This is a genomic window from Streptomyces sp. NPDC091280, assembly GCF_044768565.1.
Lineage (GTDB): Bacteria > Actinomycetota > Actinomycetes > Streptomycetales > Streptomycetaceae > Streptomyces.
Map to the genome: position 1 here is coordinate 487,945 of NZ_JBIVUZ010000006.1, position 20,710 is coordinate 508,654.

The 20,710-nt window shown below is 71.8% G+C and carries 18 protein-coding genes; 10 read left to right on the forward strand and 8 right to left on the reverse strand.

The features are described 5' to 3' along the window. Positions 1-46: 46 nt before the first annotated feature. Positions 47-499: an ATP-binding protein gene (locus ACIQPR_RS21045; RefSeq protein ID WP_403650463.1), complete on the forward strand. Its 453-nt coding sequence runs from the start codon at positions 47-49 to the stop codon at positions 497-499. Here the strand turns inward: ACIQPR_RS21045 and ACIQPR_RS21050 are convergent. Then, entirely contained in the window at positions 496-1,278 is a 783-nt protein-coding gene (locus ACIQPR_RS21050; protein WP_403650465.1) for a class I SAM-dependent methyltransferase, read from the reverse strand. The genes ACIQPR_RS21045 and ACIQPR_RS21050 overlap by 4 nt on opposite strands. Positions 1,279-1,365: 87 nt before the next feature. Here ACIQPR_RS21050 and ACIQPR_RS21055 point away from each other — a divergent pair, with 87 nt between their 5' ends. Beyond that, positions 1,366-1,800 (forward strand): helix-turn-helix domain-containing protein, encoded by a 435-nt coding sequence (locus tag ACIQPR_RS21055; RefSeq protein WP_403650467.1) that lies wholly within the window; start codon positions 1,366-1,368, stop codon positions 1,798-1,800. A 9-nt stretch (positions 1,801-1,809) separates the two neighbouring features. On the opposite strand, the gene ACIQPR_RS21060 is transcribed toward ACIQPR_RS21055, so the two are convergent. The 3 genes from ACIQPR_RS21060 to ACIQPR_RS21070 form a co-directional block, all read right to left on the reverse strand. After that, a complete protein-coding gene (locus tag ACIQPR_RS21060; RefSeq protein ID WP_403650469.1) occupies positions 1,810-2,412 on the reverse strand; it encodes a ClpP family protease in 603 nt (200 codons plus the stop codon). 1 nt (position 2,413) lies between these two features. Continuing rightward, positions 2,414-3,067 (reverse strand): ClpP family protease, encoded by a 654-nt coding sequence (locus ACIQPR_RS21065; protein ID WP_403650471.1) that lies wholly within the window; start codon positions 3,065-3,067, stop codon positions 2,414-2,416. Between the two features lie 123 nt (positions 3,068-3,190). Next, positions 3,191-4,399, reverse strand: coding sequence for an epoxide hydrolase family protein (locus ACIQPR_RS21070; RefSeq protein ID WP_403650473.1), 1,209 nt, complete (start codon positions 4,397-4,399; stop codon positions 3,191-3,193). Positions 4,400-4,558: 159 nt separating this feature from the next. On the opposite strand from ACIQPR_RS21070, the gene ACIQPR_RS21075 reads away from it, so the two are divergent. Beyond that, entirely contained in the window at positions 4,559-5,041 is a 483-nt protein-coding gene (locus ACIQPR_RS21075) for a VOC family protein (RefSeq protein ID WP_403650475.1), read from the forward strand. Positions 5,042-5,058: 17 nt separating this feature from the next. Here ACIQPR_RS21075 and ACIQPR_RS21080 read toward each other — a convergent pair whose 3' ends face one another. After that, positions 5,059-7,587: a beta-L-arabinofuranosidase domain-containing protein gene (locus ACIQPR_RS21080; protein WP_403650477.1), complete on the reverse strand. Its 2,529-nt coding sequence runs from the start codon at positions 7,585-7,587 to the stop codon at positions 5,059-5,061. 387 nt (positions 7,588-7,974) lie between these two features. Between ACIQPR_RS21080 and ACIQPR_RS21085 the strand changes: the two genes are divergently transcribed. Genes ACIQPR_RS21085 through ACIQPR_RS21110 form a run of 6 tightly spaced genes read left to right on the forward strand, consistent with a single transcriptional unit; the run spans position 7,975 to position 15,793 of the window. After that, positions 7,975-9,558 (forward strand): ABC transporter substrate-binding protein, encoded by a 1,584-nt coding sequence (locus tag ACIQPR_RS21085; RefSeq protein ID WP_403650479.1) that lies wholly within the window; start codon positions 7,975-7,977, stop codon positions 9,556-9,558. 2 nt (positions 9,559-9,560) lie between these two features. After that, positions 9,561-10,517 carry an ABC transporter permease gene (locus ACIQPR_RS21090; RefSeq protein WP_403650481.1) on the forward strand — a complete coding sequence of 319 codons (957 nt, stop codon included), beginning with the start codon at positions 9,561-9,563 and terminating at the stop codon, positions 10,515-10,517. Continuing rightward, positions 10,514-11,395, forward strand: a complete 882-nt coding sequence (locus ACIQPR_RS21095; RefSeq protein ID WP_403650483.1) for an ABC transporter permease — start codon at positions 10,514-10,516, stop codon at positions 11,393-11,395. The genes ACIQPR_RS21090 and ACIQPR_RS21095 overlap by 4 nt, the downstream gene beginning before the upstream one ends. Continuing rightward, positions 11,395-13,125, forward strand: a complete 1,731-nt coding sequence (locus ACIQPR_RS21100) for a dipeptide ABC transporter ATP-binding protein (RefSeq protein ID WP_403650485.1) — start codon at positions 11,395-11,397, stop codon at positions 13,123-13,125. Before ACIQPR_RS21095 ends, ACIQPR_RS21100 begins: the two co-directional genes overlap by 1 nt. Next, positions 13,122-15,128 (forward strand): CocE/NonD family hydrolase, encoded by a 2,007-nt coding sequence (locus tag ACIQPR_RS21105; RefSeq protein ID WP_403650487.1) that lies wholly within the window; start codon positions 13,122-13,124, stop codon positions 15,126-15,128. The genes ACIQPR_RS21100 and ACIQPR_RS21105 overlap by 4 nt, the downstream gene beginning before the upstream one ends. Further along, the gene (locus tag ACIQPR_RS21110) at positions 15,125-15,793 is read left to right on the forward strand and encodes a TetR/AcrR family transcriptional regulator (protein ID WP_403650489.1); all 669 of its coding nucleotides are present in this window, start codon (positions 15,125-15,127) and stop codon (positions 15,791-15,793) included. Before ACIQPR_RS21105 ends, ACIQPR_RS21110 begins: the two co-directional genes overlap by 4 nt. A gap of 68 nt (positions 15,794-15,861) precedes the next feature. On the opposite strand, the gene ACIQPR_RS21115 is transcribed toward ACIQPR_RS21110, so the two are convergent. Genes ACIQPR_RS21115 through ACIQPR_RS21125 form a run of 3 tightly spaced genes read right to left on the reverse strand, consistent with a single transcriptional unit; the run spans position 15,862 to position 19,286 of the window. Next, positions 15,862-16,737, reverse strand: a complete 876-nt coding sequence (locus ACIQPR_RS21115; protein ID WP_403650491.1) for a geranyl diphosphate 2-C-methyltransferase — start codon at positions 16,735-16,737, stop codon at positions 15,862-15,864. A gap of 49 nt (positions 16,738-16,786) precedes the next feature. Further along, the gene (locus ACIQPR_RS21120; protein WP_403650493.1) at positions 16,787-17,827 is read right to left on the reverse strand and encodes a family 2 encapsulin nanocompartment cargo protein terpene cyclase; all 1,041 of its coding nucleotides are present in this window, start codon (positions 17,825-17,827) and stop codon (positions 16,787-16,789) included. A 16-nt stretch (positions 17,828-17,843) separates the two neighbouring features. Next, positions 17,844-19,286, reverse strand: coding sequence for a family 2B encapsulin nanocompartment shell protein (locus ACIQPR_RS21125; RefSeq protein WP_403650495.1), 1,443 nt, complete (start codon positions 19,284-19,286; stop codon positions 17,844-17,846). A 322-nt stretch (positions 19,287-19,608) separates the two neighbouring features. On the opposite strand from ACIQPR_RS21125, the gene ACIQPR_RS21130 reads away from it, so the two are divergent. Next, on the forward strand, positions 19,609-20,403 hold the full coding sequence (locus ACIQPR_RS21130; RefSeq protein ID WP_403650497.1) for a VOC family protein: 795 nt from the start codon (positions 19,609-19,611) through the stop codon (positions 20,401-20,403). Positions 20,404-20,710: the final 307 nt, after the last annotated feature.

A 20,710-nucleotide genomic window follows, 5' to 3' on the forward strand; every position in this document is an offset into this window, starting at 1 on the left:
TGGTGCGACAGCAACAGTCCGGCGCCCGCCTTCGAGAGAGACACGCATGATCGACCACCGGGACGGGGTAGTGATACCGACTCGTTTCGACGTGCCCGTGGAACCGCTGCGGCGGGCGGCGCACTACACCGGGGAACCGGGCTGCATCTCCGCCGCCCGGCACTTCACCCACCAGTTCCTCGAACGGCTCAGAACCGAGTGGTGCGCCACCATCGACGACCGCTCCGAAAGCGAACTGCTGCTGGTGGTCAGCGAGTTGGTCACCAACGCGGACCGGCACAGCAACGGCCCGTACATCCTGGAACTGGAGGGTACGGACACCTCGGTGACGGTGTCCGTGTGCGACAGCAGCGTCGCCCTGCCCCGCCTCTTCGCCCGCGACCCCGAGCGGATCGGCCGGCACGGCCTGGAGATCGTGCACGCCCTGGCCGCCCGGGTGAGCGTGGAGCGCGTACCGGTCGGCAAGCAGGTCAGAGCCGTGGTGGAGCTGACCGGCTAGCTTCCGGTCCGGGTGGCCGTGATCAGCTCGTGCAGATACCGCTTGGTGATCCGGCCCCCGTGCCGGGTGTCCATCAGCTCCCGGAGACAGGCCAGCAGGCCCCGGCGCGCGGGCTCGTCCAGGGCGAGATGGTTCGAGTAGGTGAGCAGGACGTCCAGATACTCGTCCGTCGTGTACGTGAGCTCCCGCGCACCGCGCCACACCGTGACGTCCTCGAAGTGCGCGGAGCGTTCGAACTCCCCGGTGTCCGTGGCCGTCTCGTCCTCGGTGGGACTCCGGAAGCCGGGCCGGGTGCTCGGGTCCCAGCGTTCGTAGCAGCGTTGCGAGCGGTCGAAGAACTCCTGGGTGCCGCCCGCCACATGGTCGGTGGTGACGACCGCGAGCCGTCCGCCGGGACGCAGGACGGACGCCGTCCTCGCCAAGAAGCTGCGGGGGTCGAACCAGTGGTACGCCGTCGCGATCACCACCAGGTCGAAGGGTTCGTCGTCCGGCGGTTCCCACAGCTCGAAGTCCGCCACCCGCACGTCCACGCGCGGGAAGGCGCTCAGGTTGCGCCGCGCCACCGCCGCCAGTGCCGGCCCCAGTTCCACGGCGGTCAGCCGGCAGCCGAACTCGGCCAGCGGGACGGTGAGTTGGCCGGTCCCGGGGGCGATCTCCAGGACCCGGCTGTGCGGGCCGAGGTCCGCCACCCGGGCCAGTTCCGCGACGAGAGCGCGCGGATACCGGGGGCGGGCCCGGTCGTACCGCTCGGCCACTCCGTCGAACGTGTCGCGCAGCACTGTTCGCGCACCCTTCAGGTCGGCGATTTCCCCCAGGGCAGAATGCTGATCCCTTGCCCTGGCGTCCAGCGCTTTTAGTCTGAGGGGGTGAGCAACCAAGCGCCGAACCAAGCCCGCGTGATCCCGCTGCGCCCGCACACGTCGGCCCCGCGCACGTCGGCCCCGCGCACGTCGGCCCCGCACGCGCCTGCCCCGCACCGGCCGGAGCCGGCCCCTCCGGCGCCGAAGGAACCGCTGTGGCGCGACCTGGTCGGTGACGTCCTACGACGTGAACGCCGCGCGCAGGAACGCACGTTGAAGGATGTCGCCGACGCCGCCCGGATCTCCGTGCCGTATCTCTCGGAGGTGGAGCGGGGCCGCAAGGAGGCCTCCTCGGAGGTCCTCGCGGCCGCCGCCCACGCTCTCGGCCTCGACCTCGGCGACCTGCTGTCGCTGACCCGGAACGAGTTCACCCGGCACCGCGACAGGCGTCGGGGCAGGGCGGGTTCGCCGTACGACGGGCTGTGCCTGGTCGCCGCCTGACGGTGTCGGTCAGACCGCGGCGAGGCGTCGGCTGACCACCTCGTCGGCGAGGCCGTACGCCACGGCCTCCGGCGCGGTGAACACCTTGTCGCGGTCCATGTCGGCGCGCAGTGTCGCGATGTCGTGGTGCGTGTGCCGGGACAGCACCTCCTCCACCTGGGAGCGGATCCGCACCATCTCCTTCGCCTGGAGCGCCAGATCGGACACCATGCCGCGCTGCCCGCCGCTGGCCGGCTGGCCGAGCAGCACCCGCGCGTGCTCCAGCACGAACCGGCGTCCGGGGTCCCCGCCCGCGAGCAGCACGGCCGCCGTGGAGGCGGCCTGGCCGACGCAGAACGTCGAGATCGGGGCCTGGACGTACGTCATGGTGTCGTAGATCGCCATGAGCGAAGTGAACGAGCCGCCGGGGGAGTTGATGTAGATCGCGATCTCGCTCTCCGGGGACGCCGACTCCAGATGGAGGAGTTGCGCGATGACGACATTGGCGACCCCGTCGTCGATCTCGGTGCCGAGGAAGATGATCCGCTCGGACAGCAGCCGGCTGAACACGTCGTAGGAGCGCTCGCCCTGCGGGGTCCGCTCGACGACGTTCGGAATCGTGTACGTCCCCATGTCAGAGCCCCATCCGTCGCTTGGCGGCGGCCGGGCGCACGTCGGCCAGCGAGGCGACGACCCGGTCCACCATGCCGTACTCCTTGGCCTGTTCGGCCGTGAACCAGCGGTCGCGGTCGCCGTCGCGGGAGATGGTCTCCTCGCTCTGGCCGGTGTGCCGGGCGGTGAGGCGCTCGATGGTCCGCTTCGTGTGCTCCAGGTTCTCGGCCTGGATCTCGATGTCGGCGGTGGTGCCGCCGATGCCCGCCGACGGCTGGTGCATCATGACCCGCGCGTGGGGCAGGGCGTACCGCTTGCCGGGCGCCCCGACGGTCAGCAGGAACTGGCCCATGCTCGCCGCGAAGCCCATCGCCAGCGTCGAGACGTCGTTCGGGATCAGCTGCATCGTGTCGTAGATCGCCAGCCCCGAAGTGACCGAGCCGCCGGGGCTGTTGACGTACAGGCTGATGTCCGTGCGCGGGTCCTCGGCGGACAGCAGCAGGAGCTGGGCGCAGACGCGGTTCGCGGAGACCTCGTCGACCTGGGTGCCGAGGAGGACGATCCGCTGGGCGAGGAGCTGCGCGGCGAGGTGGTCGTCGAAGCGGGAGGGCGGGGTGTCGCCCTCCTCGCCTCGTGGCATGCGGGCGGGCGCGAAGCCGGCCGTGAGTGAGGACATCGGCACTCCTTGTCGGGGCTCTGTGGTGTCTCCACTGTCGACCGGCGGACGCTCGGACCGCGGGTTTCTAGGCTGGTGGCAGATTCGCCGTGGGCAGAGCGGACGGCCGCTGCCACCCTCCGCTCACCGCGTGCCCTGCTCGCGCAGCTGCCGGAAGAAGGCCCGTACGTCCTCGGCCAGCAGGTCCGGTTCCTCCATGGCGGCGAAGTGGCCGCCCCGGTCCAGCTCGGTCCAGCGGACGATGTTCTCGGTGCGCTCGGCCTTGTGGCGGAGCGGGATCTGGAGTTCGGCGGGGAACACGGCGAGCGCCGTGGGGGTGGTGGACACGAGGGTGGGCGCGGCGGCCCGGGCGCCGGTGGCGTGCGCCCGTTCGTAGTAGATCCGGGCGGCCGAACCGGCGGTCCCCGTCAGCCAGTACAGCATCACGCCGGTGAGCAGCCGGTCCCGGTCCACGGCCTCCTCGGGCAGTTCCCCGGAGTCGGTCCACTCCCTGAACTTCTCGACGATCCAAGCGAGTTGGCCGACCGGCGAGTCCGTGAGGGCGTAGGCCAGGGTCTGCGGGCGGGTGGCGTGCAGGACGGCGTACCCGGTGCCCTCGCGCGACCACGCGGTCCAGCGGTGCCAGGACTCCAGGGTCCTCGCCCGCTCCTCGGGGCCGAGCGCGTCCAGCTCCTCGGGGGTGGGCTCGGTGAGCGCCTGCGCGCCCGGCAGCAGGTTGAGATGGACACCGATGACCCGGTCGGGGTGGGCGCGGCCCAGCTCGCGGGAGATCGCCCCGCCCCAGTCGCCGCCCTGCGCGCCGAAGCGCTCGTAGCCGAGGCGCCGCATGAGTTCGGCCCAGGCGTCGGCGATACGGCCCGCCTCCCAGCCGGTGTCGGCCGGGGGCCCGGACAGGCCGAAGCCCGGGATGCTCGGCACGACCACGTGGAAGGCGTCGGCCGGGTCTCCGCCGTGGGCCGCCGGATCGGTCAACAGGCCGACGATGTCGACGAATTCGGCGATCGAGCCCGGCCAGCCGTGGGTGATGACCAGCGGGGTGGCGGCCGGTTCCGGGGAGCGGATGTGCGCGAAGTGGACGTTCGAGCCGTCGATCGTGGTGGTGAACTGCGGCCACGCGTTCAGCTCGCGCTCGGCCGCCCGCCAGTCGTACGCGTGCCGCCAGTACCGCACCAGCTCCCGCAGATAGTCCGCCGGCACGCCGTACGCCCACCCCGTGCCGGGCAGCTCGTCGGGCCAGCGGACGCGGTCGAGGCGGGCGTGCAGATCGTCGAGGTCGGCCTGCGGGATGTCGATGCGGTACGGGTGGACACTGTCTGCCTGCGGATATGCCATGGACGCCGAGCCTAGGCGTGGGCCGTGGACGGGTCACCTGGATTGTCGGGGCGCCGACCGATGAGTTTCGCGGCGCGGACAGGTCGATACAGATGACCGACGAGGGGCGATCGGCACGGACGACCGTGTCCGACGCCCCGGGAGCCCATGGAGGAACGCATGACCACCGACGGATTCACCACGTGTCTCTGGTTCGACGGCCAGGCCGAGGAAGCCGCCCATCTGTATGTGTCGATCTTCAAGAACTCCAGCATCGGCCGGGTCAGCCACTACGGCGAGGGCGCCCCGCAGCCGGCGGGCTCGGTGCTCACCGTCGAGTTCACGGCCTTCGGACAGAAGTTCGTCGCGCTGAACGGCGGCCCGATGTACAAGTTCACCGAGGCGGTCTCCTTCCAGATCCCCTGCGAGAACCAGGAGGACATCGACTACTACTGGGCCAAGCTCCTCGAAGGCGGCGGCGAGCCCGGCCCGTGCGGCTGGCTCAAGGACAGGTTCGGGCTGTCCTGGCAGGTCGTCCCCACCCGGCTGGTCGAGATGATCACCGACCCGGACCCCGCGAAGGTCGCCCGTGCGACGCAGTCCTTCATGGCGATGGGCAAGTTCGACCTCGCCGCGCTGGAGAAGGCCTTCGCGGGGGAGTGACCCGGTCACGGACAGGGCTACGCGGGTCGCGCCAGCGTCGCCACCTCGGCGGCGCTCAGCGCCCTGCCGTAGACCCGGAAGTCGTCGACCGCGCCCTTCAGGTACGGGTCGGCGTACTGCGACCGGCCGATGTACCCGGCGCGGACGTGGTTGCCGAAGCGGCGTGGCTCCACGGTGACGGCGGTGTTGCGGCCGGCTTCCGCGCCGTCGACGTACAGGACGGCGGTCCCGTCGCCGTAGGCCACCGCCACATGGGTCCAGCGGCCGGCGGGCAGCGGGTCGGCGTCGATGCGCTGCTCGGCGCCCGCCCCGCCCGCGGTGATCGCGTACCGCAGGGTGCCGTCGCCGCTGAGCGGGGTCAGGAACATGTTGGCGGTGACGCCGGTGCCGAGGTCGAAGATCCGGCTCCAGGTGCCGGGCCGGCCGTCCAGCCGGACCCAGGTGGCGAGCGAGTACGCCGACGCGCCCGCCAACAGGTCCTCGGCGAGGGCGACATGACCGTCCACGCCGTCCAGGGCGACCGCACCGCCGAGCAGGCCGTCCGCCGACCATGTGGCGCCACCGACCAGTTGGGCCGTACGGCCGTTGCCCGTCGCGTCGGCCGCCGTCGGGCCCGAGGTCTCGTCGAAGCGGTGCCAGGCGGCGAACTCCGGCGGCGGGGGCGGGGGTTGGCCGGTCAGCCAGTACACCGAGTAGTGCTGGTGGTGGACGCGGGCGATCGGCAGCAGCGTCACGTCCGTGTCGTCCGCGCGGGCGGTGAAGCGCAGCGGGTCGGACGACAACCGCCGTACGGAGTCGACGTCCAGGCGTGACAGCCAGGGCTCCGCCCGGTCGCCGAACGCCCCGGCCAGCACCACGGGACCGTGCAGCACGGCCTGCACATCGGGGTCGTCGGGGGTCGGCCGCAGGACCGTGCGCATCGGCAGGTTCAGCTCGACCCGGTCGCCGGCCCGCCAGGTCCGCTCCAGGCTGAGCCAGCTGCCCGGCTTCGGACGGTCCGGCAGCGTACGGCCGTTGAGGGCGGCGCGGGCGCCCGAGGCCCAGGACGGGACACGGACGCGGAGCCGGTGCGTGGACCGTCCGGCGATCACCGTCAGCGCGGTGGAGGCGCGGTCGGGGAAGCCGGTGGTCTGCCGCCAGGTGATGCCCCGCTCGCGCCAGCCGAGCTGGGAGGGCACGAACAGGTTGACCAGCAGGCCGTGTTCGTCGTGCGTGTAGATCGTGTCGGCGAACTTGGCGTGTGTCTCCATGCCGGTGCCGTGGTCGCAGGAGAAGTTGTCGTAGTCCGTGGAGTACACGTCCGGATCCGCGCCCATGAACGACGGCTGGCGCTTGAAGGAACCCGGCGCCAGACCGGTGTAGTAGATGTTGAAGCCGTGCTCGGAGTCCGGGTCCTGCTCGCCCAACAGCTGGTTGAACAGGGCCCGTTCGTAGAAGTCGAGCAGCTCCACCCGGTCCGGGGTGTGGAAGTGCAGCAGCCGGGTCAGCTTGAGCATGTTGTAGGTGTTGCAGTTCTCGCAGGTGCTGTCCGACAACTGCCCGGCGACGACATCCGGTTCGTGGAACGCCTCGCCGTTGCTGTTGCCGCCGATGACGTACGAGTGGTGGCCGGTGACGATCTCCCAGAAGTTCGCGGCGATCGTGCGGTACCGCTCGGGCAGTCCCTCCTCCCACAGCCGCAGCGCGCCGACCATCTTCGGGATCTGCGTGTTGGCGTGCAGCCCGGCGAGCCGGTCCTCGCCCAGGGCCAGCGGATCGAAGACCCGGGCGTGTGTGAAGCGTTCGGCGACATCGAGCCAGCCGGTGTCGCCGGTGAGGGCGTGCAGATCGGCGAGCACGTCGTTCATACCGCCGAACTCGGTCTCCAGCACCCGCTGCATCTGCTCGTACGACAGCCCCGAGGTCCGCGCGTCGACCCAACGGGCCTGCCGGAGCACCACATCGAGGGCCTGCTCGTTCCCGGTCAGCCGGTACTGCTCGACCAGGCCCGCCATGATCTTGTGGATCGTGTAGTACGGCGCCCACACCCCGGTCCCGGCCTCCAGCCGGTCGAAGAAGCTCTCCGGGAACGCGGACAGATAGCCGGTGCGGAAACCGGCGGCGGGCGAGGCCGCCTGGCACTTCGCCAGCTCGGCGACCAGCGTCCGGCCCTTGTCGCGCAGGACCGTGTCACCGGTGTTGGCGTACGCGAGCGCGAGTCCGGAGAGCAGATGCCCGGTGGAGTGGCCGCGCAGCTCCACGTCCGGGCCCTCCCAGCCGCCGCAGGGCCGGGCGCCGCTGGGCAGCCGGACGTTGGTGCGGAAGGTGTGCAGCAGCCGGTCGAGGTCGACGAAGCGCAGATAGGCCGAGTTGCGCCGCTGGTTGTCCCGGAACGGGCCCTCCAGCAGGGTCACGGCGGTGAGCGGGAAGGGCCGGACGGCGCCGGATCCGGCGCCGGCGTGATCCGTGCCGGCGTACGCCGCGGTGTCCGTCCCGGTGAGGGTGATCGCGGCCGAGGCGGCACCTGCGGCGGCGAGCAGCTGACGTCTGCCCAGGGGTGGGGTCATCACCTGTGTCCTTCGCATGTCGAGGAGGTGGGAGTCGGGGCGGCGGTGTCCCTCCACCGTCCCGACTCCGGTTCGAGATCCCGAAGGTCGTGCGACATGCTGTGCGCTGCACACGCTAGGCGCCCGCCGGGTGATGTCAACAGGGCGTGGTGGGGCGGCAGTTGACGAGTGAGGCCGCTCCCGGGGCGTCGCCGTCGGGCGGCGGCGTGTGCGTCCCGGCCGAGCCGCCCCCGGTGCGACGCCTCCCGGTAACCAGTGCGTTTCGGACGTTAATTTCCGCGCTCGAAGGGTTGGCGGGAATCCATCCTCTCGTTATCGTTCACGCACTTCACTCAATCGTTCCGCTGAACGAATAGCTGAACGAATAGCGACAAGGACGGTCGGTACATGTCCGACATCCACCACCCGGGCCGCCGGTCGGTGCTCACCGCGGGCCTCGCCTCGGCCGCGGCACTCGGCGGGTCCTGGCTGCTGACCGGCTGCGCCGGGGCGGCGGCGGCCCCCGTCCTGCCGGCCGCCGCCGCGAAGGGCGCCCCCGACCGCGGCGGCACGCTGCGCATCGCCCGGCCGCCCGCCTCCGACGCCGAGACCCTCGACCCGGCGAGCTCACTGTCCGCGTACGAATACCTGGGCGCCCTCTACAACCGGCTCGTCCGCGTGGACGCGCACGGCGAACTCGCCCCCGACCTCGCCGAGTCCTGGGAACCCGACGCCAAGGCCCGCACCTGGACCTTCCACCTCCGCGAGGGCGTCACCTTCCACGACGGCCGCGCCTTCACCTCGGCCGACGCCGCCTACACACTGCGCCACATCCTCGACAAGGCGACGGCGTCCCCGCAGGCCGCGGTCCTCGCCCCGCTCATCGACCCGGCGCGGCTGGGCACACCCGACGCCCACACCCTCGTCGTCCCGCTGAAGACCCCGAACGCCGAGTTCCCGAGCCTGCTCACGCACTACAACTGCTACGTCGTCCCGGACGGCAGCGCGAAGTCCATCGGCCGTACCGGCATCGGCACCGGACCCTTCAAGCTGGAGTCGTTCGCCCCGGCGGGCCCCGGCCGCGTCACCGCCTACCCGGACCACTGGGCGGGCCGCCCGGTCCTGGACGCCGTCGACTTCTACTCGGTCGCCGACATGTCGGCCCGCTCGAACGCCCTGCTGGCGGGCCAGGTCGACCTGCTCTCGCAGACCAACCTCGACTTCGCGACCGCCCGCGTGGTCGCCGCCTCCGACCGCGCCACCGTCGCCCGCGTGAAGAACGCCCAGTGGTATGTCCTGCCGATGCTCACCACCGAGAAGCCCTTCACCGACGTCCGCGTCCGCCGGGCGATGAAGCTCGCCTACGACCCCGAGCACGTCGTGAAGGTCGCCCTCCAGGGCGCGGGCGCGGCGGGCTGGGACAACCCGGTGCCGCCCGGCGACCCGGCGCACCTCGCCGCGCACCCCGAGCACGACCCCGAACAGGCGAGACACCTGCTCAAGCAGGCGGGTCACGAGGGCCTGGCGATGGACCTCTACACCTCCTCCTACGACCCGCTGTTCACACCGATGGCCCTCGCCTACCAGGACTCCGCGAAGCGGGCCGGCATCCGGATCAGGGTCAAGACGGCCGCCGCGGACTCCTACTACACCCAGATCTGGATGAAGAAGCCGCTGATGGCCACCTACTGGTTCACGGGCCGGCCCGTCGACCAGCTCTTCACCCAGATCTTCCGCAGCGGCTCCTCCTACAACGAGACCGCCTGGTCCGACAAGGACTTCGACACCGTCCTCGACCGCGCCCGCGCCGAGCTCGACGACACCAGACGGCGCGAACTCTACGGCGAGGCACAGACGTTGGTGATCGAGAGGGGCGGGGCGATGACCCCGATGTTCGCCGACCGGCTCGTCGGCGTCTCCCGCAAGGTACGCGGCTACGCCGAGCACGGCTTCGAGTTCGACTACCTCGGCATCGGCCTGAAGGGAGCCTGACCATGCTCTCCTTCATCGCCCGCCGCACCGCGGCGGCGGTCGGCACCCTCTTCCTCTCCTCCGTCCTCGTCTTCCTCGCCGTCCAGGCGCTGCCCGGCGACGTCGCCACCCAGATCCTCGGCAAGGACGCCACCCCGGACGCGGTCGCCGCCCTGCGCGAGAAGCTGCACCTCGACAGGCCCGCCTGGGAGCGGTACGCCGACTGGGTGGGCGGCGCCCTCCACGGCGACTTCGGCACCTCCCTCGTCACCGGCGGGGCCGTGGGCGGCGAGGTGACCACCCACCTCGCCAACTCCGCGCTGATCGCCCTCGTCACGGTCCTCTTCGCGGTCACCGGCTCGATCGTCCTCGGCATCCTCGCCGGCCTCCACCGCGACCGCTGGCCCGACCACCTGATCTCCACCGTCAGCCTGGTCGGCATGAGCGTCCCCGAGTTCGTCGTGGCGACCGTCCTCGTCCTGTGCTTCTCGGTCGCCCTCCCGTGGTTCCCGGCCGTCGTCCTCTACGGCCCCGACGCCACCGTCGGCCAACTCCTGCCCGCCGTATGGCTTCCCGCCCTCGCCCTCGCCGTGGTGATGGCCGCGTACATCGTCCGCATGGCCCGCACCTCGGTCATCGACGTGATGGCCACCGAGTACGTCACCACCGCCCGCCTCAAGGGCCTCTCCACCTGGCGCGTCGTCACCCGACACGCCCTGCCGAGCGCCCTGCTGCCCACCCTGCACGTCATCGCGCTCAACGTGGCGTGGCTGGTCGGCGGGGTCGCGGTGGTCGAGAACGTCTTCAACTACCCCGGCATCGGCAAGCTGATGCTCTCCTCCGTGCAGAACCGCGACCTGCCCACCATCCAGGCCATAGCCCTGCTCAGCGCGGTCGTCTACGTCGTCTGCAACCTCGCCGCCGACCTGGCCACCATGGCCCTCGACCCCCGGCTCCGCACCCGAGGGAGGACCCGATGACCACGCTCGCCCCCACCACCCCGGCCCCGGCCACGCGCGGCACCCGCGCCTGGCGCACCCTGCGCACCTCCCGCACGGCACTCGTCGGCCTCGCGATCGTCGCCGTACACGTCCTGATCGCCCTGCTCGCCCCCCTCCTCACCTCCTACGACCCGATCGCGAACGACGCCGGCCACGCCCTGCTCGGCTCCAGCTGGAACCACTGGGCCGGCACCGACCAGTACGGCCGAGACGTCCTCGCCCGCGTCCTGTACGGCGGCCGGTACGCCCTCGGCGTCTCCGTCGCCGCGACTCTCCTCACCGTCGCCCTCGGCACGGTCATCGGCTGCGCTGCGGCCCTGCGCGGCGGCTGGTTCGACGACGTACTGGGCCGGGTCCTGGACGCGGTCCTCGCCGTACCGTCGATCCTCGCCCTCCTCGTCGTCGTCACCGCCCTCGGCACCGGCCCGGCGGTCATCGTCCTCGCCGTCGCGATCGTCTACGTCCCGCAGGTCGTCCGCGTCGTGCGCGGCGCCGCCCTCGCGGTCGTCCCCGCCGACTACGTGACCGCGGCCCGCGCCCGCGGCGAGAGCACCTGGTCGATCCTGCGCCGGGAGATCCTGCCGAACATCACCGACGTGGTGTGCGTGGAGTTCGCGATGCGGGCCTCCTGGGTCGTCCTGCTGATCTCCTCGTTGTCCTTCCTCGGCTTCGGCGCCGACCCGCCCACTCCCGACTGGGGGCTGATGGTCGCCGAGAACCGCACCGCGATCACCGTCGTCCCGATGGCGAGCCTCGCTCCCATCGTCGCCCTGGCCACCCTCGTGGTCGGGCTCAACCTCGCGGCCGACGGCCTCTCCAAGGCCTGGGGCGTCGACCGGATCGGGGAGGGCTCCTGATGACCCCGATCGTTTCCGTCAACTCCCTTTCCGTGGCCTACCGTTCGGGCGGCCGGGACGTGCCCGTCGTGCACGAGGTGTCCCTGGAGGTCGCCGAGGGCCGGACGCACGCGCTCGTCGGCGAGTCCGGCAGCGGCAAGTCGACCGTCGCCGCGACCCTCCTCGGACATCTGCGCCACGGCTCCCGGATCACCGGAGGATCGGTCCACGTCTCCGGCGCCGACGTCTTCGCCCTGCCCGCACGGGAGTTGCGGCGACTGCGCGGCGACACGGTCGCGATGGTCGGCCAGAACGCCGGCCACGCCCTCACCCCCTCCATGCGCGTCGGACGCCAGATCGCGGAGGCCGGCGGCCAGGTGCCCGTCACCGAACTCCTCGAACAGGTACGGCTGCCGCGCCCCGCCGACCTCGCGCGCCGCTATCCGCACGAACTCTCCGGCGGCCAGCAGCAGCGCGTCGCCATCGCCATGGCCATCGCGGCCCGCCCCAAGGTCCTCGTCCTCGACGAGCCGACGACCGGCCTGGACGTCGTCACCCAGCGCGGCGTCCTCGACCTGATCACCGCCCTCAGCGACGAACTCGGCCTGGCCGCCGTCCTGGTGAGCCACGACCTCGGGGTCGTCGCGCACATGGCCGACGAGGTCACCGTCCTGCGCTCGGGCCGGGTGGTGGAACAGGCGCCCACACGGCAGCTCTTCACCCGGCCCCAGGACCCCTACACCCGCCGCCTGTTGGCGAGCGTGCCGCGCCTCGACGACGCCGGACTCGCGGTCGTCGGCGAGTCGGGGGAACGCGAGGTCAGGCCGAGGACCGAGGTGCCCGCCGACGCCCCCGTGGCCGTGTCCGCCCAGGACGTCACCGTCGACTACGGCGGCACCCGCGCCGTACACGGTGTCTCCTTCGAGGTCCGGCGCGGCGAAGTCCTCGCCCTCGTGGGCGAGTCGGGCAGCGGCAAGTCCACCCTCGCGTGGACCCTGGCCGGACTGCGCGCCCCCTCCGGCGGCACGATGCGCCACCAGGACGGCGACCTGGCCCGCCCCGCCCAGCGACGGCCGCTGTCACTGCGGCGCCGCGTGCAGCTGGTCTTCCAGAACGCGGACACCTCGCTCAACCCCCGCCGCTGCGTGGGCGACGCGGTCCGCCACCCGCTGCGGTTCTTCGGCACCGCGCCCGACCGAGCGACGGCGACCGAGCGGGCCCGCCGCCTCATCGCCGACGTACGGCTCGACCCGGACCTCGCGGACCGCCTGCCCGCGCAGCTCTCCGGCGGCCAGCGGCAACGCATCGGGATCGCGCGGGCGTTGGCCGGCGAGCCCGACGTCCTGATCGCCGACGAGATCACCACCGCCCTGGACGTGTCCGTCCAGGCGGACGTGCTCCGCCTCCTCGACGACCTCCGCCGCGAACGCGACCTCGCCTGCCTCTTCATCAGCCACGACCTGGCGGTCGTACGCGGTGTCGCGGACCGCGTCGTCGTCCTGCGCCACGGAGTCGTCGTCGAAGAGGGCCCGACCGAGGCCGTGTTCGCCGACCCCCGCCACCCCTACACCCGCCGGCTCATGGCCGCCGCCCTCGAACCCGACCCCGACGCACGGCCCTACGCCGACGACACCACCGACTGGGCCGACGCGACGGACGGCGACGACATCTGGACCGACCACGGCGACACCGGCCACCGCGTCCGGCGCTGGCGCCCCCTCAACGCCCCCGTGGCGGAAGGAGTTTCGTGAAGTACCGCGAGCAGTTCGAACGCCGGGTCGTCCGCGAGGACGTCTGGATCCCCACCCGGGACGGAAGGACCCGGCTGCACGCCCGCGTCTGGCGGCCCGCCGACGCTGGGGCCGACCCGGTACCCGCGCTGCTCGAATACCTCCCGTACCGCAAGAGCGACTGGACCGCGCCCCGCGACGCCCAGCGCCACCCCTGGTACGCCGGACACGGCTACGCCTCCGTCCGCGTCGACATCCGGGGGCACGGCGACAGCGAGGGGCTGCCCGGCGACGAGTACGACGCGCAGGAACTCGCCGACGGCGTCGACGTCGTCAACTGGCTTGCCGCGCAACCCTGGTGCACCGGCAAGGTCGGCATGTTCGGCATCTCCTGGGGCGGCTTCAACTCCCTCCAGATCGCCGCCCTCGCCCCCGAACCGCTCAAGGCGATCGTCACCGTCTGCTCCACCGACGACCGCTACGACAACGACGTCCACTACACGGGCGGCGCCGTCCTCGGCATCGACATGCTCGCCTGGGCCGGCACCATGCTCGCCTTCGCCGCCCGGCCGCCGGACCCGGAGAGCGTCGGCGCGGACCGCTGGCTGCCGATGTGGCGCGACCGACTCGACGCCCTCGAACCCTTCCTGCACACCTGGCTCGACCACCAGCAGCGCGACGACTACTGGAAGCACGGGAGTGTCTGCGAGGACTACACGGCGATCGACGCGGCCGTCCTCGCGGTCGGCGGCTGGAACGACCCCTACCGGGACACCGTCCTGCGCCTCGTGGAACACCTCCCGGGCGACCGCGTCCGGGGGATCGTCGGCCCCTGGTCGCACCAGTACCCCGACCGCGGTCTGCCGCCCGGCCCGGCCATCGGCTTCCTCCAGGAGACCCTGCGCTGGTGGGACCACCACCTCAAGGGCATCGACACGGGCGTCATGGACGAGCCCCTGCTGCGGGCCTGGATCACCGACCCGGTCCCGCCGGCGACGTCGTACGACGAGCTGCCCGGCCGTTGGGTGGGAGACACCGAGTTGCCCAGCGCGAAGGTGCGCTGGGACGCGCGCCCGCTCGGCGCGGGTGCCGAGCCCGTCCTCGTGCGGTCCCCGCAGCACACCGGGCTCGACGCCGGGCGCTTCTTCCCCTTCGGCAACGCGAGCGATCTGCCGCCGGACCAGCGCGAGGAGGACGGCCGCTCGGTCTGCTTCGACTCCGAACCGCTCGGCGAACGCGTCGAGATCCTCGGCCGACCGCGCGTGCGGCTCCGCCTCGACAGCGCCGTCCCACGTGCCCATGTCGTGGCCCGGCTGTGCGACGTCGCCCCCGACGGCTCGTCCACGCTCGTCACCCGCGGGGTGCTCAACCTGCTGAGCAGGCACGGCCGCGACCGGGCCGTCGAGTGGACACCCGGGACGTACGAGGACGTCGAGTTCGAGCTGACCGGCATCGGCTACGCGGTCCCGGCCGGGCATCGCATCAGGGTCGCCGTCTCCGACACCTACTGGCCGTGGGTGTGGCCGCACGCCGAGCGCGGCGAGCTGCGGATCGTACCGGCCCGGAGCGTCGTGGAACTGCCCCTGCGCGAACGCGGACCGGAGCCGCCGATCCGCTTCGAGGAGCCCGAGCAGGCGGTCCCGCTCGACGTGACCTACGACCGGCCCGCCGAGCCGACCCCGGAACGCCTGGTCACCCACGACGTGGCCAAGGGGGAGTGGACGCTGGAGGTCGACCCCAACTACGGGGGCTCACGGACGTATCCGGACGGACTGCGCTACGAGGAGGACGCGCGCGAGACGTACCGCGTCCGCAGCGACGACCCGCTGTCCGCGCACGCCGTGTCGCGCTGGCGGATCCGGCTGCGGCGCGGGGACGGGTGGGACGCTGAGATCATGGCGCGGACGGAGCTGCGCGCCACGCACGCGGACTTCGTCATGGACAGCCGCGTCGAAGCACGGGCGAACGGAGAGACAGTGGCCAAGCGCGCATGGCACCGCACCACCCCGAGGACCTCGGGATGACCGCCGCCAAGCAGCCCCAGCCGGCCGCGAAGTCCCCCCGCCGCGCGGTCGCCGCCGCCGACCGGACCCGGCAGCCCACCGAGGTGCGCCGCCGGCTCATCGTCGAGGCGGCCGTCCCGCTGATAGCCGAACGCGGCTACGCCTCGGTCGGCGTGCGGGACGTGGCCGCCGCCGCCGGAGTCTCGGTCGGCACCGTGACGTACCACTTCGGCAGTGTGCAGGAGATCCTCTCCGAGGCGATGGTCCTGCACATCGAGCGCTACTACGCCGAACTGCACGAGGCCGCCGAGCAGGCGACCAGCGGGGCCCAGGCGCTGCGGCTGCTGGTCGACGCGCTGTTCACCGAGGACACCGACCGGCACTGGCGCATGTGGTTCGACTACTGGAACGCGGGCGAGCAGGGCACCGACGAGGCCTTCAGCGGCGGCCAGGCCCGGCGGTACGAGAGCTGGCACCAGCAGATCCGCGCGCTGGCCGAACGGGGCGTCGCGGACGGGGAGTTCGACTCCGACGACCTCGACGGCTTCACGGTCCGCTTCGCCGCCCTCGCGGACGGTCTCGCTTTGCAACGGCTGCGCCAGGCACCCCCGTTGAGCACCGAGGACGCCCGCCGGCACCTCAACCGGCTGATCGAGAGGGAGTTGGGGCGCCGACCGTCCGGTTGACCTCCCCGGTGCCGCCCACCGCGTACCGCGCGCCTGCCGGGGGGCGCGCGGTACGCGGGGCGTCGGCCTCAGACCCGGTCGGCCGCGATCAGCAGGTACTGGAAGCTGCCGTTGCGGTAGGCGGTCAGGAAGGTCTCCTCGATCCCCGTGACCAGATGGTCGGCCTGGCTGCGCAGCGCCCAGTAGGGGATCGTGTCCTCGGTGAGGTCCTGGACGTGCACCGGCACCAGCCGGTTGCGGGCCATCGCCCGGAAGTACTCCGACCTGGGGTGGATGTCGCAGATGTAGTGGGCGTTGATGAGGGAGACCTCGCGCGAGGCCCGGCCGTAGGTGTCGTTGTAGCAGCCGGTGATCACCACATAGCGTCCGCCGCGGCGCAGCAGCCGGGCGTGCTCGGCGAACAGCAGGTCCAACTCGACGTACATCGTGGACTCGTTGTTCCACGACGCGGCGAACCCGCCGGTCGGGAAGCCGGTGTCGAGCATGTTGCGGTGGTGGTAGCGGACCTTGCCGTCGATGCCCCGGGCCCGCGCCTGCGCGTTGGCGAACTCGGCCTGCTTCGCGGAGATCGTGACCCCGTCGGCCCGGCAGCCGTGACGCAGATGCGCCACCACACTCCCGCCGCCGCGCCCGCAGCCGGCGTCGAAGACCCGGTCGTCCGGGGTGAGCCGGCCGAGGTGGGAGGCGAGCAGTTCGGCCTGCGCGTGCTCCAGGCGGTGCAGTTCGGCGGTGAGCCGCTCCCGGCGCCGCACGGGGTCGGGGTCCTCCAGTACGGATTCGTCGGCCCCGCCGATCCCGTAGTGGTGGTGGTACAGGTCGTCGATCTGGCCGAGGGCGAGGTTGACCGGGTTCTCTTCGGCGTTCCAGTAGTCCGCGACACGGTTCTGGTACGTGGACTGGGTCGGCACCGGTGCTGCGGTGGTGCCGGCGTCGGTGGTGGTCAACGGTGACTCCTAGCGTGGTGCGTCTGACGAGACGTCAGGGACCGGACTTTTACCAGTAGTTGGGCAGGTGGTAGCGGTGGGTGTTGGTCGCGTGCCACTCGTGGTTGCCGGACACCCAGGCGGCCAGGCCCTCGGTGTAGCGGGCGACGAGCGGCGAGGTGGCGGACAGGGCCGCGGACTCCTCGTCGAAGGCGTCCATGATCTCGTTGTGGATCCGGACCGACTTCAGATAGGCGGCCTTCAGCCCGCACCGCTCGGCGGCGGCGACGACCTGCGGGAGGTTGAGGTGCTCCGGGTCGCTGGCCAGCTCCTTGGTGAAGGAGTAGAGGTCGTTGACGATGGTGGTGGCGTTGCAGGCCAGCGCCGTGACCCGCTGGATCTCGGGGCGGGCGTAGAGCTGCTCGGGCAGTTCGTAGCCGTCGACCGCGTCCACGATCGACAGACAGGGCCGGAAGTTGTTGAACTGCCGCATCACCAGGTACTCCCAGACCCGCGGCTTGTACCGGATCTCCGCCCACGCCGCCTCGGCGAGATAGCCGAGGTGCAGCCGGGCGAGGTCGTGCACGATCCGGTCGGTCTGGCTGGGGGTGGCGAGGAGGGCGTAGTCCTGGATCGCGAAGTGGTACGAGCGCAGCGGACCGTCCGCCCGCATGCCCTGGCGCCACTCGGCCTCCAGCTCGGGGGTGCCGTGGTAGGGGTCCAGCGCCGACTGGGCCAGGATCAGCCGGCCGCCGAGGCCGCGGTGCGCGCCGCCCTTGCCCTCGTCCTCCTCGCAGTAGCAGCTGTCGACGATGTTCTCGGCGAGCAGCAGCTTGCCGGCGGCGGTCAGCCGTTCCAGGTCGACCGCCCCCGGATGCTGGAGCACCACGGCCCGGCCGAGCTGGAAACCGGCGAAGTCCCCGTCCCACGCGGCCGGGAACAGATCGAGGCCGCGCGCCCAGAGCTCCAGTCTGCGGTCGAGTTCGGCGGCCTTCTCCGGGTCGGCGGGTGCGGCCGGACGGTGGGTGAGACCGGGGATCGCGCCGGTGGGCCGGGCCCGCAGTGTGCCCGCCAGATCCGGCGGACCGGGCAGCGAGAGGGATGTGCTCATTCGTTTCTCCAGGCACTCACTCGGCGGTCCGGCCGAGCTGCACGTTCTCCAGGATTCCCGCCGCGTCGGGGACCAGGATGGCCATCGAGTAGTACGCGGTGACGAGGTAGCGGATGATCGCCGCCGGGTCGATGCCCATGAAGCGGACGTTCAGACCGGGCTGGTACTCCTCGGGGATGCCGGTCTGGAACAGCCCCACGACACCCTGGTCGGCCTCCCCGGTGCGCAGCGCGATGATGCTGCTGGTGTGCTGCGGGGAGACCGGGATCTTGCCGCACGGGAAGAACGGCACCCCGCGCCAGGCGGGGATCTCGTGCCCGTCGACGGTGACGGTGCCCGGCACCAGACCGCGCCTGTTGCACTGCCGGAAGAAGGCCGCGATGGCCTTCGGGTGGGCGAGGAACAGCTTGGTCTTGCGGCGCATGGCGAGCAGTTCGTCGAGGTCGTCCGGGGTCGGCGGACCGGTGAAGGTGCTGATGCGCTGGGTGTAGTCGACGCTGTGCAGCAGCCCGAACTCCCGGTTGTTGACCAGCTCCCACTCCTGCCGCTCGCGGATCTCCTCGATGGTGAGCCGCAGTTGCTGCTGGGTCTGGTCCATCGGGTCGTTGTAGAGGTCGGCGACCCTGGTGTGCACCCGCAGCACGGTCTGGGTCAGGGACAACTCGTACTCGCGCGGGGCGAGTTCGTAGTCCACGAAGCCGCCGGGCAGGGTCGGCTCGCCCACATGGCCGGCCTGCACCGGCACATCGGCCTCGCCCCTGCGGTTCATCGGCAGCCGCTGCCGTTCGGCGTACGCCGCGAGATGGGCGGCCAACGACGGTACGCGGTCGGTGAGTTCGGCCACGACGTCCCAGGGCAGGACGAGCAGCACGCCCGCGGTCTCGGCGCGCACGGAACTCAGCCACAGCGGGTCGGACTGCCCTATGGCCTCGTCCCCCATCTGGTCGCCGTCCGTGACGACGCCGAGGATCTCCTCGTCGTCGTAGGGGCCCGCGGCGTAGCGGGTGAAGCGGCCGTGGGCGACCAAGTAGGCCTCGGTGACGGGCTGTCCGGCCTCGAACAGGACCTGGCCCGCGCGTACCTCACGGACCCGGAACCGGGAGGCGATCTCCTTCAGGACCTCCGTGTCGGGGTATCCGCGCAGCACGGGCAGTTCGGTGAGCGTCTGGGGAATGACCTTGATGTCGTCGGCGCCGTTCTGCTCGAACCGCACCCGGCCGCGGCCGACGCTGAGCTGGAGCCGCCGGTTGACCCGGTAGGCGCCGCCCTTGACGTCCACCCACGGCAGCATCTTCAGCAGCCAGCGCGAGGTGATGGCCTGCATCTGCGGTTCGGACTTGGTGGTCGTGGCGAGCTGCCGGGCCGCGACGGTACTGAGGCTGGTGAGCGGTCCGTCGCCGGGCGGCTCGGGGACGGGGTCGTCGGTGGCGGGTCCGTTGACGCTTTCCGGTGTGGACACATTCCCTCCCGGGAGGTGAACGGGGGTGAAGCGCGTCGTCGGTTTACAAGCCAAACAGTCCTGCCCAGCACCGGTAACCGCGCGAAGGGGGCGGTTTCGCGACCCGGAGGTCGTAAACCCGCCGATCGGGTCGGGGACACCGGGGGTCCGTGCCCGTGCCCCGGCGTGCGGGGCGCGCGGGCGCGGCGACCGGCGATCCGGGCGTTCGGCGCGCGCCCCGCACGCCGGGTGACTAGCGTGAGAATCCGGACAACCCGACCAAGACACTCCGATCAAGACACCCCGACCAAGACACCTTGACCTACCGGAGAGGGCCGCAGTCATGGCTGTACAACCTGAGGGAACCCCCTGCTGGGCCGACGCGATGTTCGGCGACGTCGAGGGAGCCAAGCGTTTCTACGGCGACGTCCTGGGCTGGACCTTCGGCGAGTCGTCGTCGGAGTACGGCAACTACACGCAGGCCTACCTCGACGGAAGGGCCGTGGCGGCCGTCGTACCCCCGATGCCGGGCCAGGAGGGGCAGTCGCAGTGGTGCCTGTATCTCGCCTCGCCGGACGCGTCGGCCACCGCGGCGAAGATCCGGGAGAACGGCGGCGAGGTGCTGATGGAGCCGATGCGGGTCGGCGAGTTCGGCACGATGTGCCTCGCCCGTGAACCCAGCGGCGCCGTGTTCGGCGTGTGGCAGGGCGGCACGCACGAGGGCTTCGAGGCGTCGGGCGTGGCCGGGGCGTACGCCTGGGCCGAGGTCTTCACCCGGGAGCCCGCGCAGGCGGACGGATTCTTCCCGGCGGTCTTCCCGTACACGGCACAGCAGGTGAACGACACCGCGGTCGACTTCCGTGTCTACAACCTGGACGGGAACCCGGTGCTGGGCCGGATGCGGATGGGGGAGGAGTTCCCGCCCGAGATCCCGTCCTACGTCAACGTGTACTTCGCCGTGGCCGACTGCGACGACGCCGTGGCCAAGGCCACCAAGCTCGGCGGCATCCTCCGCTTCGGCCCCATGGACAGCCCCTTCGGCCGCTTCGCGGCGCTCAGCGACCCGCAGGGCGCCTCGTTCTCGGTGATCGACATGACCACGACCCAGGGCGACATGCCACAGATGACGGACGCCTGACCGGGCGGGGCATCCGTCGGGGGCCGACGGCCGGCCTCGGGGGAGCTGGCGGCCGGTGGCCCTCGACCCTGAAAGACAGCATCGGCAACCGCCGTTCGACGCACTCGGCGACTTCCGCTGCGGCCGGCCGGGGCAGTTCGGCGCCCGGGTGCCCGCCCTGTGCGCGGGCCTCGGCCTCCCGGCGGTGGCGGCGCTCAAGGCCCACCAGCCGGACGACCACGACAGCTGCCCCGGGTGCCCGCTCAGGCTCGCTCGCGCGGGCCCGGCGCGGCGCGGCGGTGGCCCGCGTCGGGCCGGTCCGGGGCGG